Here is a 16,036-nt window from a genome sequence, read left to right on the forward strand (position 1 = left end):
ATCTTTTTATTTTAAGCAGTACTCAAGAGAGTATATCAATAAAAGTTGTGAAGATTTTGCCTAGATTAGAGCGTAAGTTGTCTTTAGATATTTATAATAAAAATGTTATTTTAATTTTTAATTGTTATTGTTTTTATGATAGATAAAAATAATTATATCCAAAAAAAATACACCTACAAAATAGGTGGAAGTCTTTCTTTTGATCATCCAACCTATGGAGAACGTGTAGCGGATAAGGACTTATTAGAAGCTTTAAAAGCAGGAAAATTTTGTTATATATTTAACTGTCGTCAGATGGGAAAATCTAGTCTTAGAGTTCGTATGATGCATCAACTTAAAGAAGAGGGAATGACCTGTGCTTCAGTAGATATCACCAGTTTGGGAAGTAATATTAGTCAGCAACAATGGTATAGTGGAATTATCACCCAATTGTTTTTAGGATTTAATTTAACTGAAAAAGTCAATTTAAAAACTTGGCTAAAGGAAAAAAAAGATTTATCGGGGGTTCAAAAATTTCTTCTCTTCTTAGAAGAAGTTCTTTTAATTTATTCTCAAGGAGAAAAGAAATATATTTTTATTGATGAAATTGATAAGGTCATTAGTCTTGATTTCTCCCTTGATGATTTTTTTACCTTAATTCGATTTTGTTACAATCAACGAGCAGAAAAGCCTCAATTTAATAAGATTGTTTTTGCATTATTTGGAGTTGCTACTCCTTCGGATTTAATCCGTGATAAAACTCAAACACCGTTTAATATTGGGCAACCTATTGAATTAACAGGATTTACTCTGGAAGAGGTTAACCCATTAATTCCTGGATTAACTACTATTACAAATTCTCCAAAAAAAGTTTTAAAAGTAGTTTTAGATTGGACAGGAGGACAGCCTTTCTTGACACAAAAACTCTGTCAATTACTTCTGAACAAAGTAGATATTATTTATCCAGGAAAAGAATATGAAATTATTACTAGTATTGTACAAGAATTTATTATAAAAAATTGGGAATCTCAAGATGAGCCTGTTCACCTAAAGACGATTCGTGATCGTCTTCTTCTCAATGAGAAAAGAACTGGAAAATTACTAGGATTGTATCAAAAAATTTTAAAAAATGGCTTAGTTGAGGCTGATAATAGCCCAGAACAAACGGAACTGCGTCTATCTGGATTAGTGGTTAAGTGTAATAGTAAACTCATTGTTTATAACAAAATTTATCGAGAAGTTTTCAACTCCAAATGGGTCAGCAAAGAACTTGAAAAAATTCGTCCTTATTCGGAAGCAATTACTGCTTGGATTAACTCAAATCATCAAGATACCTCTCGTTTATTGCGTGGAAAAGCTCTTGAAGATGCCTTGAACTGGGCAATAGATAAAAACCTTAGCAATATTGATTATCAATTTTTAACGGCGAGTCAGAATTTAGATAAACAGCAAGCAGAAATTAACTTAGTAGCCGAGAAAAAAGCTAATGAAATTTTAACCCAAGCAAATCAAAAAGCTCAAAAAATGATCCGTTTTGGAATTGCTATTTTAGTCTTTTCTTTAGTAGGAGCAATTATTTTCTTTACTCAGGCAAGGTTAGCAATTAAAAAACAACAAGAAGCACAAAAAGGAACTCAATTAGAACAAGCTGGTAATAGTGCATGGAGACGATTTAGATTTGAACAAATTGAGGGATTGTTATCAGCAATGGAAGGAGTACAGCAATTACAAACTATCGTCAAAGACAAACGAATACTACAAGACTATCCCGCTACTAGTCCCATTTTAGCCTTAGAACAAATTCTAAATAAAATTCACGAAAAAAACAAATTAACTAGTCATCAAGATGCCGTTAATAGTGTTAGTTTTAGCCCGAATGGACAATTAATAGCTACCTCATCAAGTGATGGAACTATCCGTTTATGGGATTGGCAGGGCCGAGAGCAATTGATCATAACCGATCATCAGGGAAGTATATATCGTGTAGCTTTTAGCCCTGATGGTAAAAGTATCGCCACCGCCTCCCAAGATGACACCGCCAAAATCTGGACTTTACAAGGAAAAAAATTAGCAACTCTGAAAGGACATAAGTCATCAGTCTATAGTGTTAGTTTTAGTCCTAATGGAAAACGCTTAATTACGACTTCTAGGGACTATACAGCCAGAATTTGGGATCTCCAAGGACGACAACTGGCTATTTTAAAAGGTCATCAAAAATCCATTGATCATGGAATATTTAACCCAGATGGACAACGTATCGCCACTGCGTCACGAGATGGAACCGTTAAAGTATGGAATAGTAAAGGTAATCTTCTAACAACTCTGAAAGACGATGTAAACTCCTTCTATAGTGTCAGTTTCAGCCCTGATGGGCAACAATTAGCCGCCTCAGCCAAGGATGGGACTGTCAGAATTTGGGATAATCAAGGAAAATTAACTTTAACCTTGAAGGGACATCAGGAGTTGGTCAAAAATGTGACTTATAGCAAGGATGGTAAATGGATAGTGACAGGATCAAGTGATGGGACTGCCAGAATATGGAATAGCCAAGGGGAAGAAGTAACGGTTTTTCATGGACATCAAGAGCCCATTTATGATGTCGCCATTAGCAATAATGGTCAAAAGTTAGCTACTGCATCAAGTGACGGGACAGTGAAGCTTTGGGACATGACTTCTCCTATAACCAATGGGTTTAAAACCATTGATAATTATGTCACGGCGGTTAGTTTTTCTTCTGACAGTCAGTTATTAGCGATTGCTGCTGAAAATGGGAACGTTTATCTTTGGGATTTACACGGTAAACAGGTAAGACAATTCCAAGCCCATAATAGTGGCATTAATGATGTAAAATTTAGTCAAGATAATCAGAAACTAGTGACGACTGATAACAATGGTCGTGTCAGATTATGGAACTTACAAGGCAAATTACTCAGCGAATTATTTGATAATTTAGTCAGGGTTTATAGTGTTACTCTGAGTCCTGACAGTCAATTATTGGCGACAGCGACTCGTTCAGGAGAAGTTTGGCTATGGGATATTAAAAGTGCGTTTCCAAAGTTAATTAATAAATTTGCTGCTCATAATGAAACCATCCATCATATTAGTTTTGGTACAAGTGCCCAAACATTAGCCACTGCATCTGGAGATAGAACAGCTAAATTATGGGATTTAAAGGGAAATTTACAACAGTCATTTCTTGGTCATAAAGATCGGATTGATTGGCTAGATTTTAGTCCAGATAGTCAATATTTATTGACTGCTTCTAAAGACAGAACTGCAAGATTGTGGAAAATGAATGGCAATCTTTTAGAAGTATTTAAAAGTGATCTTTTCCCCATTTCTCATGTCAGTATTAGTCCTGATACTAACTATTTGGCAACTGCTTCAAGCGATGGAACTATTCGGTTATGGGATTTTCAAGGAAATCTTCATGCCAAAATAAAGGGCTATCAGCAGCCTATTGTAGGACTTAAATTTAGTCAAGATAGTCAACAGATTATAACGGTTGCTAGGAATGGCATTGTAAAAATATGGCCAGTACAAGAAGAATTTACTCGTTTAGAAAATCTTTTAACTCAAGGATGTCAATGGCTAGAAGACTATTTTATTGCTCGCCCCCAGGAAAAAGCTAGACTGAAAGTCTGTAAATAACTTATAGTCCATTCCCTAAATTCTATATCAAAAGTTATTGTTTATATAAATAAAAACAATAACTTAAACTAGATTTATCCTGTATGAATTTTTATCATATCCTTTGGTTTACAAAAAATATGAATACTTTGGCGGGAAACCTGTTCAAAAAACGATGACCATCTCGAAGCTTGGAATTAAAGTGAAGGCAGGGTTAAAGTAAATTGGTGTGTTCGTTTAGAACGAAGAGGAAAAAATTGGTGTTATGTTCCTGATTTATTTAGATATTTCTTATGAAAGACTGAAAATTATTGTATCAGAAAATAATGTTTATCTAACTGTCTATAAAATGGTCATTGAAATGATCAATGCTCAAAATTAAAAGCTTAGTTAAATATAGAAATTTATTTATTTTAGTTGATTAATGCTTAAGTAAATTATATCTTTCCAAGACTTTTTTTCAAAAGAAAACAATTTAATGATATATTAAAGAATAATTTATTAGCACAACTAATCCGATCATTCAGCAAATTTTAAATAAATTCAATCTAATTATAAGTATATTCAAATAATATAGAACTCTAAAAAATTAAATGTTCTAATTTTTTAGAGTTAAGCCAAATTATAAAGTAAGAAAAACAAGCTTTATAATTTAGCTATGTAAATAGTTGTTATTCTCAACAAGTTAGAGAATAAAATTGTAGATTACATATAATTATTGATCTTCCTGGACGCAGCTGAAAACAATTACATAAGAAATTACAGATAAAATAGTTGAAAACTATAACATACTTATATTCTGTTTTGATGTATAAAATTGTGGGATACTGAACCTTTTAAGGAGCCAATTTTAGGAGTAATAACCATGATGAATATAATCACCCCCCATGGTGGTCAATTGATTGATCGTATCTTGAGCGGCGCTAATAGACAAATTGCCCTTGAAAACGCCCATACTTTACCTCGATTAACACTTTCTAAGCGTAATCTTGCAGATCTTGAGTGTATTGCGACTGGTGTTTATAGTCCTCTCAATGGCTTTATCACTGAAGAAGAGTATCAAACAATCATTAACGATATGCGCTTAAAGGATGGTCTGGCGTGGTCTATTCCTGTTACTTTACAGGTTCCCAAAGCTGGTTCTGAAAAATATCGCCTAGATAATGATATTGCTTTAGTTCATCCTAATGGTGATATCTTGGCTGTCATAACCATTACCAGCAAATTTAAGCCAGATCAAAACCACGAAGCTCAAAAGGTCTATCGCACTACCGACGAAAATCATCCAGGGGTGAAGGCAATGCGAGCTGAGGGAGAAATTTACTTAGGTGGTCCTATCAACCTTGTCAACACTATTCCTCAAAGCAGTTTTCCTGAACACAGCTTTACTCCAAAAATGACTCGAGAAGAGTTTGCAAAGCGTGAATGGAAGACTGTAGTTGCTTTCCAAACCCGTAATCCCATCCACCGTGCCCACGAGTATATTACTAAAATTGCTCTCGAACTAGTTGATGGATTATTCATCAATCCCTTAGTTGGGATGACTAAATCTGATGATATCCCAGCCGATGTACGGATGCAATGTTATCTAACTTTAATTGATAAATACTATCCCAAAAACCGTACTTTTTTAGGCGTTTTTCCTGCTGCTATGCGTTACGCAGGTCCAAGAGAAGCCATTATGCACGCGATTGCTCGCCAGAATTATGGCTGTAGCCATTTTATAGTGGGACGAGATCATGCAGGAGTTGGAGATTATTATGGTACCTACGATGCTCAACACATTTTTGAAGAATTTCAAGAAGATGAACTAAAGATTCAGCCTATGAAATTTGAACATGCGTTTTATTGTACTCGCACTCAAACTATGGCGACTGCCAAAACTAGTCCTAGCACTCCTGAAGAAAGAATAAATTTGTCTGGGACTAAAGTCCGCAAGATGCTCAAAGATGGTAAGACTCCTCCTCCTGAGTTTAGCCGTCCGGAAATTGCCCAAATTTTGGTGGCATCAATGCAACAAAAATTAAGCTAGTCCAGTATCGTAAATCTCAACCTTTCGAGGATTTTAATAAAATTGGCCCTTCCAAACTGAGTGTTATAAATTAGTGGCTAATAATTTTTAAAATTTTTATTTTGACCGTATTCTCCTAAGTTATAACCTTATAAGGTTATAACTTTTAACTTTTGCTTGTTGTGATTTTGTCACAACTAGTCCAGAAAAATTATAATAATCTTCTTCTAAGCCTTTCTCATTCCCAGTCTAATTCTTTTCGTCCAAATAAACTATTTAAGTTTCATTAAACGACTAATTAATAGTTTGTAGTGAGAATCAAAAACTATTAGGCCATACTTTAATACTTGGAGTAGTTCATAAACTTGATATGATTAGCAACGGTTGGCTGTTTCAATCACAAAAAAGTCCGAACTCTGCCAACTTGCAACTTTCAACCTCTGACTTGAAGAATCTATTTTGACTACCTCTACTCTATTCCGAAAAGTCCGATTATTAGATCCTTTCTCCAATACCGACACCATTGCTGATGTTTGGTTAACTGAAGGAAAAATTCAATCCATTAACTCTCATATTGACTTTTTAAACCCAGATACCACTGTCATTGAAGGACAAGGATTGATTCTAGGTCCAGGTTTAGTCGAGCTTTATAGTTATAGTGGCGAACCTGGATTTGAATACCGAGAAACTTTAGCTTCTCTTGCTGCTTCAGCGATTGCTGGAGGGTTTACCCGTGTAGCTATCTTACCCGATACAATTCCAGCCATTGATACATTAGCGGCTCTATCTTTCTTACAGCAAAAATCCCAAACTTTGCAAATATCCCCTAAGCTTTATTTTTGGGGAAACTTAACTGTGGGAGGAAAAGGAAGAGAAATGACGGAACTAATAGAATTGGCAACAGGAGGAATTTTAGGATTTACCGATAGTCAAGGAATAGAGGATTTAGGGTTGTTACGACGAATATTAGAATATATTAAACCAATAGGGAAACCAGTAGCCTTGGTTCCTGAATGTCGCTCTCTTAAAGGAAATGGAGTGATGCGTGAAGGACCTCTATCGATTCGGTACGGACTTGTAGGAAACCCTCATATCAGTGAAACAACGGCTATTGCCACTATTTTAGAGATGGTAACTGTCATCAACACTCCTGTACATCTTAGGGGAATCTCGACCCATCGGGGAGTGGAATTAGTTGCCTTGGGGAAAGCGAAAGGAATACCCATAACTGCTAGTACATCTTGGCTGAACTTACTATTAGATACCCAAGATATTGCTAATTATGATCCCAATTTACGCTTAGAACCACCACTAGGGTATGTAAAAGACCGTCAAGCTCTCAAAGATGGAGTAAAACAAGGAATTATTGACGCAATTACCGTTAATCATCGCTCTTATAATTATGAAGAGAAAACAGTCCCTTTTGCTCAAGCCCCTCCAGGAGCGATTGGGCTAGAATTAGCCTTACCACTATTATGGGAGAATTTAGTCGTTAGCGGAGAATTAACTCCTCTACAATTATGGAGAGCTTTAAGCAATAACCCTCGAAGGTGTTTAGGACAAGAGTTAACTCCTTTGAAGGTGGGACAACCGGCAGAATTAATTCTTTTTGATCCCCAAAAACTCTGGACAGTGGACTCATCTAATCTTCACTGTTTAGGGATAAATACTTCCTGGTGGGGTCGTCAAGTTAAAGGACGGGTTGTCATGTCAATGAGGTCGCCAACTCAAAAGTCTAATGACTAATAGATAACTTTGGCATGCCACTGAGGTTATCTAAGAGGACTTATGTAACAATAAATACTGGGAACGCATAATTATAGCTGGCAAATAAGACACGGTTTAATGCTTAGCACTATGTAAGCAGGTGTTGTCAATATTAAAAAGCGTAAAGATAAATTGACAAATTATTCTGATAATAAGTACAGTGCAGATTCGTGTTGTGAAACCTGCTATTTTGTTTTTTATATTATCTGAATCTATAACAGAGTGGTTGGTCTAAGCTAATATTATCGGAAATTTTCACGAAGGTGTATCGATTAGTTATCGAATCTATCCAAACCATAAATCAGAGTATCAGTCTAAATCCTGAACAACGGCATTATTTAAAGCGAGTTTTGAGATTAAATGACGGTGATCACTTTGTGGCAATGAACGGACAAGGTCAATCCTACCTAGCACAATTGGTAGAAAATTCGGCTCAAATTTTAGAGATTTTTAAAGAGTTAACAGAACTCCCTATTGCGGTTACTTTAATAATTGCTCTTCCTAAAGGCAATGGCTTTAACGAAATTGTTCGTTGTTGTACTGAATTAGGAGTAACGACCCTAATTCCAACCATTAGTCGGCGCACTTTGCTTAAACCCAGTTCTTACAAACTTGAAAGATGGCGTAAAATTGCTACTGAAGCGGCCGAACAGTCGGAACGTCAAATTGTTCCTACAATCATCGAACCTATACCGTTTGAAAAACTTTTAACAAATGTAAACGGAACCGCTGTTGATCATTATATTTGTGTCCCCCGTAAGGAAGCAAAACATTTATTAACTTACTTGCCTAATTCTTCTCGAAGGTCCATAGTGATTGCCACAGGATGTGAAGGAGGTTGGACACATGAAGAAGTAGAAAAAGCTGTCACCTCTGGATTTCAACCCGTTACTCTAGGTCGTCGTATTCTCCGCGCTATAACCGCTCCCATTGTCGCTTTATCCTTAGTAACTTCTGTTATTGAACGAGAGCTTATGACAATTGAAATGTAGTTTAGAAAATCCTTAAAATTTATTAAAAGACTAATTTAACCTGAAATTTATTGTCAAGAGTTTTAATGTTAATCACTCTCTTCATACTTATCCCGCTCTGTTTTTTCTGCTACATATCCTATGTTTCTATGCTCGAGCTGATCACTGAAGCTATTTTAAGGTAATGTCCTGAGAATAAATTACTCGATTCAATGCTATGATAGGTTGAATTGTGACAGTGACTTAAAATTATTTCCTGGTCTTAACACAACTGGCAAAAAACAACTTTGAAACTTGTTAGTGGAAAAACTAGAAATTCTTCGTCATTGCTCTGGAAAGACAGCGAAAAGTAGCTGAAAGATACCGATGGCTTATCGGCACATGCCCGTGGACTAGTAAGGAGCCACTTCCTAGGATGAGACGGGAGTTGAACGGTTTTTTGTCTAGTATTGCGTAGGTTTCATGAAGCACAATGGCCTATCCTAACAACTATGCACGACGACGACCTTAGCGTAATTGAAACGGCAGATCAATTTGGTGAACCATTAGATCTCTTGGACTGTGCTCGTTCTGAACTGCCGCCTCCTAACCCAGAGTTAATATTACCCCTGCTAACCGATCCAGAACCATCACAACGGATGTTAGCAGCACGTGTGTTCTGTGAACTGCAAGACCAACGGGCGATTGCTCCTTTAATTGATCTGTTGAACGACATTTGTCCTCTGGTAAGGGTTAGTGCGGCCTACGCCTTGGGAAAAAATACTAGCCCTGATGCAGTAGAAGCATTGATTGAATTATTAAAACAGGATTGGAATGGGTATGTCCGTAAAGGTATTGTTTGGGCTTTAGGTAATGGAGGCGATCGCCGTGCATTAAATCCTCTAATTCATGCTGTTAAAACGGATATTTCAGCAGTACGTCTTTGGGCTGCTAGTAGTTTAGCTCAAATCGCTAAGCTAGAATACGAAGATGTCATAGCGACTATTGCCCCTTTGATTGAAGGGTTAAGACAGGACTGCGTAGCTGCGGTCCGTGGTAATTGCGCCTGGGCAATTGGTCAATTGTGTCGAGAGATACCCTCTAATATGGTTTATGCAACGGCAATAGATGCCTTGATTGAGGCATTAGCCGAAGATGAAGATCTAGGCGTTAAAGATGATGCTAGAAATGCACTACTTAAGGTTGGCGATCCTAGGGGACTGCAAATGATTGAAAAACTTGAACTTGAAGGACTGATTTAATTAATTTAAGCCGTAAAACGTAATCAAACAGTAGTGAGGCTCTCAGATTTATTAATATTTGTTAACATAGAGTTATTGATTATTTATTTATCCCAAAGTGTAGCAGTAGAGTTTATACTCAGACATTTTGCAATGACAAAACCTTTGATTTTAGGCATTAGTGGCGCATCAGGGTTAATTTATGCTGTTCGTGCCTTGAAGTTTCTGCTCGAAGCAGATGCTGTGGTTGAAGTAATAGCCTCAAAAGCTACCTATATGGTATGGAAGGCTGAACAAGGAACGACAATACCTCCTGAACCTAAAAAACAGGCAAAATTCTGGCGAAATCAAGCAGAAGTACCAGAAAAAGGTAGACTTAACTGTCATCGTTGGGGAGACTTAGGAGCAACCATTGCTAGTGGTTCTTTCCGGACGTTTGGAATGGTGATTCTACCATGTAGCATGAGTACAGTAGCTAAGTTAGCGATGGGGTTAAGTTCAGAGCTGCTTGAACGAGCAGCTGATGTTCAAATCAAAGAGGGTCGTCCTTTAGTTATTGTTCCCCGCGAAACCCCTTTAAGTTTGATTCACCTTCGAAATTTGACTCACTTAGCCGAAGTTGGGGTTAAGGTGGTTCCTGCTATTCCTGCTTGGTATCATAATCCTCAAACTATTGAAGACTTAGTAGATTTTGTGGTAGCTCGAACCTTAGATCAACTAGATATTGATTGTGTTCCTCTTAACCGTTGGCAAGGTCATTAACGAGTTAATGTCTTTATAGACGGAAGTATAGCTAAAAAGCATATTTAAAAAGTTTCTATTGAAATACTCAATATTGCCTAAAAAACACATTACAGTTCAGCTTTAAGCTTATTTGTTAGAACTTTCGAAGTTTTTATTTGAGCGGCTAGCAAGTTCTAGCAGACCTTTGCACGATATTGCTTTTAGGCTTTTATAGTAAATATTTCTATTATTATGTAAGTTCGTATGTCTAGATTTAATATTTCTGGGTTAAGACCATCCTTGCTCCACTATGAGCCGTTAAAACCGACTGGTTATCCCTCATTCACGGTTTGGTCAAATGTCCTAATTTTTGTAACGAATTTTTTTTATTTACAATGAAGTGTCTCTGTCACTACTTGATTTTGAGATTGACAATAACAATATCGGAAGCTATTTATGACTGATCTAGTCCAACAACTCAACATTATTAATGAACTTGCTGATGTTTCAGGAAAAGTCATTTATCAATATTTTAGACAACCTAATATTGAGACTGAAACAAAAAACTTTGAGATCTCTTCTATTGTAACTATTGCTGATCGCGCTGCTGAAGAAGCAATGGTCGAAGTTTTACGGCAAAAAGCCTCAAGTGATGGGATAATCCGAGAGGAAGGGGATAATATTCTGTCCAGGAATGGTCGTTATTGGGTACTCGATCCCATTGATGGAACCTCATCTTTTGTCAAAGGGTTACCTATTTTTGGGACATTAATAGGGTTAATAGATGAGGCTTATAACGTTCCTCTACTTGGTTGTATGAATCAACCTATTTTACAAACAAGATGGTTGGGAATACATGGACAAACACCTACTTTGAATGGAAGACTAGTCGAAAATTTGTATAAAAAACTAACTGATAGTCACTTAGAAGACGCCTGTCTAGCCTCAACGACTCCCATGATGTTCATCACTAAAAGACAACAAATGATTGCGGCTAAATTACAAAATGTTTGTAAACGAATAGCTTTTGGAGGAGACTGTTATAATTATGTATCGTTAGCTAGCGGTTGGAGTTCTATGCCAATGGTTATTTTAGAATCTGATCTTAAATACTACGATTTCTGTGCCTTAATTCCCATCATTCAAGGAGCTGGATGTATTATAACTGACTGGTCGGGGAATCCACTTAATCGTCAATCTACAGAGGTTTTGGCAACTTCTAACCAAACGTTACATCAACAAGCTTTAGCAGTCATAAATAGTTAATAGTAGGGTCTTTAATTAAATTAAAGACCCTACTATCTTTCAGATAAAGGCATAATGACTAAGATTTGATAGAACCAGCGAGAATTCCTCGCACAAAATAGTGTTGCAGGGCGAAAAATACTATTAACGGCACAATCATGCTGATAAATGCTCCTGCTGTGAGTAAATACCAATCCTGACCACGAGAACCTACTATATTAGTCAGTTGAATGGTAACAGGGGCAACATCAGGAGTTCCACCAAGATAGACTAAAGCGACTAGTAAATCATTCCAAACCCAAAGGAATTGAAACACGGCAAAAGAGGCTACTGCCGGCATAGAAAGGGGAACAACAAGTTTAGTGAAAATTTTGAGATGAGATGCCCCATCAACCTTGGCTGCTTCTATAAGATCCTTAGGTAATGCCCCAATATAGTCGCGTAACAAATAAATACCGAGGGGTAAACCATAACCAGTATGTGCTAACCAAACCCCTAAAAAAGTATTAGATAACCCGAAGTTTCGATACATTTGCAAAATGGGAATGAGAGTCGTTTGCAGAGGAATCACTAATAAACAGACCACAATAATAAATAAAAATTGTCGTCCAGGGAATTCCATCCAGGCAAAGGCATAAGCAGCAAAAGTGCTGATCGTAATGGGAATTATTGTTGCAGGAATTGAAATGGTTAAACTATTAAAAAATGCCTGTCCCATCCCATGAGACTGAATTACATCTATATAATTTCCTAAGTGATATTGGGTTAATTCAAAGGGATGTTCAAAAACTGACCACCACCCTGTGGCTAACATGGCATCTGGCTGTCGCAAAGAACTAATTAAGAGTCCTGCGGTTGGCAATGTCCATATAAAAGCGATTATTAAAATGAAGATATGAATAGGTATTTTCTTCCAGAATTCTGAGTTCTTTACGAATTTTTTTCTCATTCTCTTATTTTTTCCTGTGCTCTAAATTGGCGAATATTACTAATCATGATGGGGACTATTAACAATAGTAAAATTACTGCGATCGCATTTCCTCGTCCAAAATTACGAAAATTAAATATCTCTTTAATCATGCGACTAGCAATGACTTCCGTTCCCTGATTTCCCCCTGTCATTACGAAGACAATATCAAATACTTTTAATACTAAAATTATCATCATTGTACTAACAACTAAAATAGTCGAACGAATCATAGGGATAGTAATTCGCCAAAGAATTTGCCAACTGTTAGCACCATCAATTTTAGCTGCCTCGATCACATCTTCGGGAATGCCTTTAACGGCGGACGATAAAATTATCGTGCAAAAACCCGTATAAAGCCAAATCATAATAGCAATCAGGGCAAAATTATTCACTGATCGTTCTACTAACCAACCAATAGGTTCAAAACCTAAATTAACCACAATAGCATTGAGTAAACCAATTTGATCGTCTTCTACAGGTTTGTAAGCATAGATAAATTTCCAAATAACACTCGCTCCAACAGAAGAGATAGCCATTGGTAAAAAAATCAGGGATTTTACTATCGATTCATAAGAAACTTTATCTACTAGAACAGCAATAATTAATCCTAAACTTACGCTAATTCCGGTTACCAAAATTAACCATAATAAATTATTACGAAAAGCAACTAACATTGCTTGATTAGTAAAAGCAAAGATATAGTTATTTAAGCCGACAAAATTTTCTGATCGCTCATCAAAAAAGCTCAGATAAATAGTCTGAATTGTAGGGACAATCAAATAGGTAGATAAAATTACCATCGCCGGGGCAATATATGCCCATGGCAAGAAGTGACGGTCCCATGGTTTGGGAAGGGCATTAATACCATAGTTGGCTAAATAAAATAACCCGATCACCCCGCCACAACCAAAGAGAATTGCCAAAGTTACATTTAAAATTCTATAAATAACTTCCATTTCTTTGATAAATTACCTCTAAAGATAAACTTATGCCTTAGAGACTTCTACACTCATCTAATCTGGCCAACTATTATCAATATTTTGTAGGACTTTCTCTACATCAGTTCCCCCAATATAGTCAACAATTCCTGACCAGAATGTACCTGTTCCCACCGCACCGGGCATCATATCAGACCCATCAAAACGGATTACCTCAGCATCGGCAAGAATTTTGGCTTGTTTTTGCACTAATTGGTTGGAATAGAGCTCGACAGCGATATTATTTCGAGGAGAAATATGCCCCCCTAAACTTACAGCAATTTCATGGGGAACTCTACTAGCAATATATTCCATAAGCTTACGGGCTTCTGGTGTGTCGTTAAACATAGCAAATACATCTCCTGCCACCAATACTGAGGAACTATGGTCATAATTTATGGGAGGCAATGGGAAAATTGCGACATCTTCAGTTGTGTTCACTTCTTGAGAAAGAAAAGAACTGATAAAAGTAGCCTGACGATGAAGATAACAATTGGGGTCATCTCCAAATAACCCTTGGATTGAATCCCCAAAGGGAGTACTAAGAACTCCAACTATGCCTCCATGGACATATTTTTCATTACGGACAATTTTGCCAAAGGTTTCAAAGGCATTTTTAACGGAATTGTCGGTAAAGGGGATTCGATGGGTAATCCACTGATCATAGATCTCCTCACCTACAGTTCGTAGCATTATCTCCTCAACCCAGTCTGTTCCTACCCATCCGGTAGCATCTCCACTTTCTATCCCGATACACCAGGGGGTTTTACCTTCACTTATCAGACTATCGCTTAAAGCCATCATCTCATCCCAAGTTTTCGGAATTTTGTAACCGTTTTTCTCAAAGACTTTTGGATTGTACCAGACTAAACTTTTTACGGAAGCGCGATACCAAACCCCATAACGAATATTGTCAACGCTACCCAGATCTAACCATGTCTCAGAATAAGCGTCTTGTAGTTGTTCAGGGGTCATGAAGTTTGTCAGGGGAATCAATTTTCCTTCTCTGGCAAAATCCGACATCAACCCTGGTTGTGGGAACATAGCTAGGTCTGGAGGATTTCCCGAATCAACACGAATGGGTAAGATGGTTGCAAAAGCATCTGTCCCTTCATACACCACTTCAATACCTGTTTCTTCGGTGAAAGGGGCTAGCGCTTGTTTAAGTTTTTCTTGTTGTTCCCCAATCATTACACCAAGGATGGTAACTTGCTTTCTGTCATTTTTATTCGATTGATTAAAAGGTTGACAACCTACCAAAAAAGAAAAACTAATTAATAAGGAAGAAAGTGTACCTATCTTAAAAGATTGTTTAAAATTTTTCATTAAAAATTAAATAGTTTGCTGATTTTGATCAAACAAATAAATACGTTGCGTATCAAATAATAAATCAAGAGATTCCCCTGGACTAACCTTAATACGGGAATCGAGACGGGCTACCAATTCTAAATTATCTTGGGTTTTGAAATAAACGATTAGTTCACTTCCCATCATTTCAATCATACTAACTACTAATCTTATTTTGAATCCTTGAATATCTGGAGGGAGGTATCGAGGATGGTAAATATTTTCAGGGCGAATACCTAGAGTAAAGGAACGATTGCCTGTATCTTGGAGAAATTGAGGAAGATATTGGTTTAGGTTAATTAACTTCTGACCTAATCGTAAATAGGCTTTTTCTCCCTGTTCGATCCTTTGTACCGCAAAGAAATTCATAGCCGGACTTCCGATAAATCCTGCGACAAACATATTGGTCGGGTGATTATAAATATTGCTTGGGCTATCCACCTGTTGCAAAATACCATTCTTCATTACTGCAATGCGATCACCCATGGTCATTGCCTCTACTTGATCATGAGTAACATAAATAAAGGTGGTTTTTAGGGTGGAATGGAGTTTACTAATCTCTTTTCTTGCTTTTACCCGCAATTTGGCATCCAAATTGGACAGAGGTTCATCCATCAAAAATACAGCTGGTTCTCGCACAATTGCCCGACCCACTGCCACCCGTTGCCGCTGACCCCCAGATAATTCTTTAGGTTTGCGATGGAGTAATTTTCCAATTCCTAAGTGTTGGGTAACATTATGGACACGTTGCTTAATTTCAGCATGAGATTTTCCCTGCAATTCTAAACTAAATGCCATATTTTTAAAAACGCTCATGTGAGGATAAAGCGCGTAAGATTGGAAAACCATGGCAATATCTCGATCCTTTGGGGGTAATTCGTTGACTCGGCGACCGCCAATACAAATTTGTCCTCGAGTAATCGATTCCAACCCAGCCAATAGTCTTAAAGATGTGGTTTTTCCGCACCCTGATGGACCGACAAGGACTAGAAATTCACCATCTTTAATGTCAAGAGTCAAATTATTAACAGCGACATGATCTCTAAATCGCTTTGTTACTTGTTCAAAGGTTACATCAGCCATAGATAATCACTTAATAGAAAGGACTGTTAACCACTGATTGAGAACTTTGTGAGCGTTTGAGCATCATATCATAATCGCCTTATTATTGAGTTTATAGAAAAACCTATTGACTT

General features: G+C 37.0%; 11 protein-coding genes. 7 read left to right on the forward strand and 4 right to left on the reverse strand.

The window, feature by feature from the left end; all coding sequences use genetic code 11:
• Positions 1 to 135 precede the first annotated feature (135 nt).
• The 7 genes from RGRSB_RS01710 (at position 136) to RGRSB_RS01740 (ending at position 11,567) form a co-directional block, all read left to right on the forward strand.
• Positions 136 to 3,630 (forward strand): WD40 domain-containing protein, encoded by a 3,495-nt coding sequence (locus RGRSB_RS01710; protein WP_119259564.1) that lies wholly within the window; start codon positions 136 to 138, stop codon positions 3,628 to 3,630.
• An 844-nt stretch (positions 3,631 to 4,474) separates the two neighbouring features.
• A complete protein-coding gene (gene sat, locus RGRSB_RS01715; RefSeq protein ID WP_119259565.1) occupies positions 4,475 to 5,641 on the forward strand; it encodes a sulfate adenylyltransferase in 1,167 nt (388 codons plus the stop codon).
• Between the two features lie 438 nt (positions 5,642 to 6,079).
• Entirely contained in the window at positions 6,080 to 7,366 is a 1,287-nt protein-coding gene (locus RGRSB_RS01720) for a dihydroorotase (RefSeq protein ID WP_119259566.1), read from the forward strand.
• A 284-nt stretch (positions 7,367 to 7,650) separates the two neighbouring features.
• Positions 7,651 to 8,379, forward strand: a complete 729-nt coding sequence (locus tag RGRSB_RS01725) for a 16S rRNA (uracil(1498)-N(3))-methyltransferase (RefSeq protein WP_119259567.1) — start codon at positions 7,651 to 7,653, stop codon at positions 8,377 to 8,379.
• Between the two features lie 470 nt (positions 8,380 to 8,849).
• On the forward strand, positions 8,850 to 9,599 hold the full coding sequence (locus RGRSB_RS01730; RefSeq protein WP_119259568.1) for a HEAT repeat domain-containing protein: 750 nt from the start codon (positions 8,850 to 8,852) through the stop codon (positions 9,597 to 9,599).
• A gap of 132 nt (positions 9,600 to 9,731) precedes the next feature.
• Positions 9,732 to 10,340, forward strand: a complete 609-nt coding sequence (locus tag RGRSB_RS01735) for a flavin prenyltransferase UbiX (RefSeq protein ID WP_119259569.1) — start codon at positions 9,732 to 9,734, stop codon at positions 10,338 to 10,340.
• A gap of 417 nt (positions 10,341 to 10,757) precedes the next feature.
• Complete coding sequence (locus RGRSB_RS01740) at positions 10,758 to 11,567, forward strand: inositol monophosphatase family protein (RefSeq protein WP_119259570.1); 810 nt, start codon at positions 10,758 to 10,760, stop codon at positions 11,565 to 11,567.
• Positions 11,568 to 11,625: 58 nt separating this feature from the next.
• Here RGRSB_RS01740 and RGRSB_RS01745 read toward each other — a convergent pair whose 3' ends face one another.
• From RGRSB_RS01745 to RGRSB_RS01760, 4 genes are read right to left on the reverse strand one after another with little or no spacing between them, the layout of a single operon-like run.
• The gene (locus RGRSB_RS01745) at positions 11,626 to 12,495 is read right to left on the reverse strand and encodes a carbohydrate ABC transporter permease (protein ID WP_119259571.1); all 870 of its coding nucleotides are present in this window, start codon (positions 12,493 to 12,495) and stop codon (positions 11,626 to 11,628) included.
• Positions 12,492 to 13,472: a carbohydrate ABC transporter permease gene (locus RGRSB_RS01750; protein WP_119259572.1), complete on the reverse strand. Its 981-nt coding sequence runs from the start codon at positions 13,470 to 13,472 to the stop codon at positions 12,492 to 12,494. The genes RGRSB_RS01745 and RGRSB_RS01750 overlap by 4 nt, the downstream gene beginning before the upstream one ends.
• A 57-nt stretch (positions 13,473 to 13,529) precedes the next feature.
• A complete protein-coding gene (locus RGRSB_RS01755) occupies positions 13,530 to 14,819 on the reverse strand; it encodes an ABC transporter substrate-binding protein (protein WP_119259573.1) in 1,290 nt (429 codons plus the stop codon).
• Between the two features lie 6 nt (positions 14,820 to 14,825).
• Positions 14,826 to 15,923 (reverse strand): ABC transporter ATP-binding protein, encoded by a 1,098-nt coding sequence (locus tag RGRSB_RS01760; protein WP_119259574.1) that lies wholly within the window; start codon positions 15,921 to 15,923, stop codon positions 14,826 to 14,828.
• Positions 15,924 to 16,036: the final 113 nt, after the last annotated feature.

This window comes from cyanobacterium endosymbiont of Rhopalodia gibberula (genome assembly GCF_003574135.1).
In the GTDB taxonomy this organism is placed as follows: domain Bacteria; phylum Cyanobacteriota; class Cyanobacteriia; order Cyanobacteriales; family Microcystaceae; genus Rippkaea.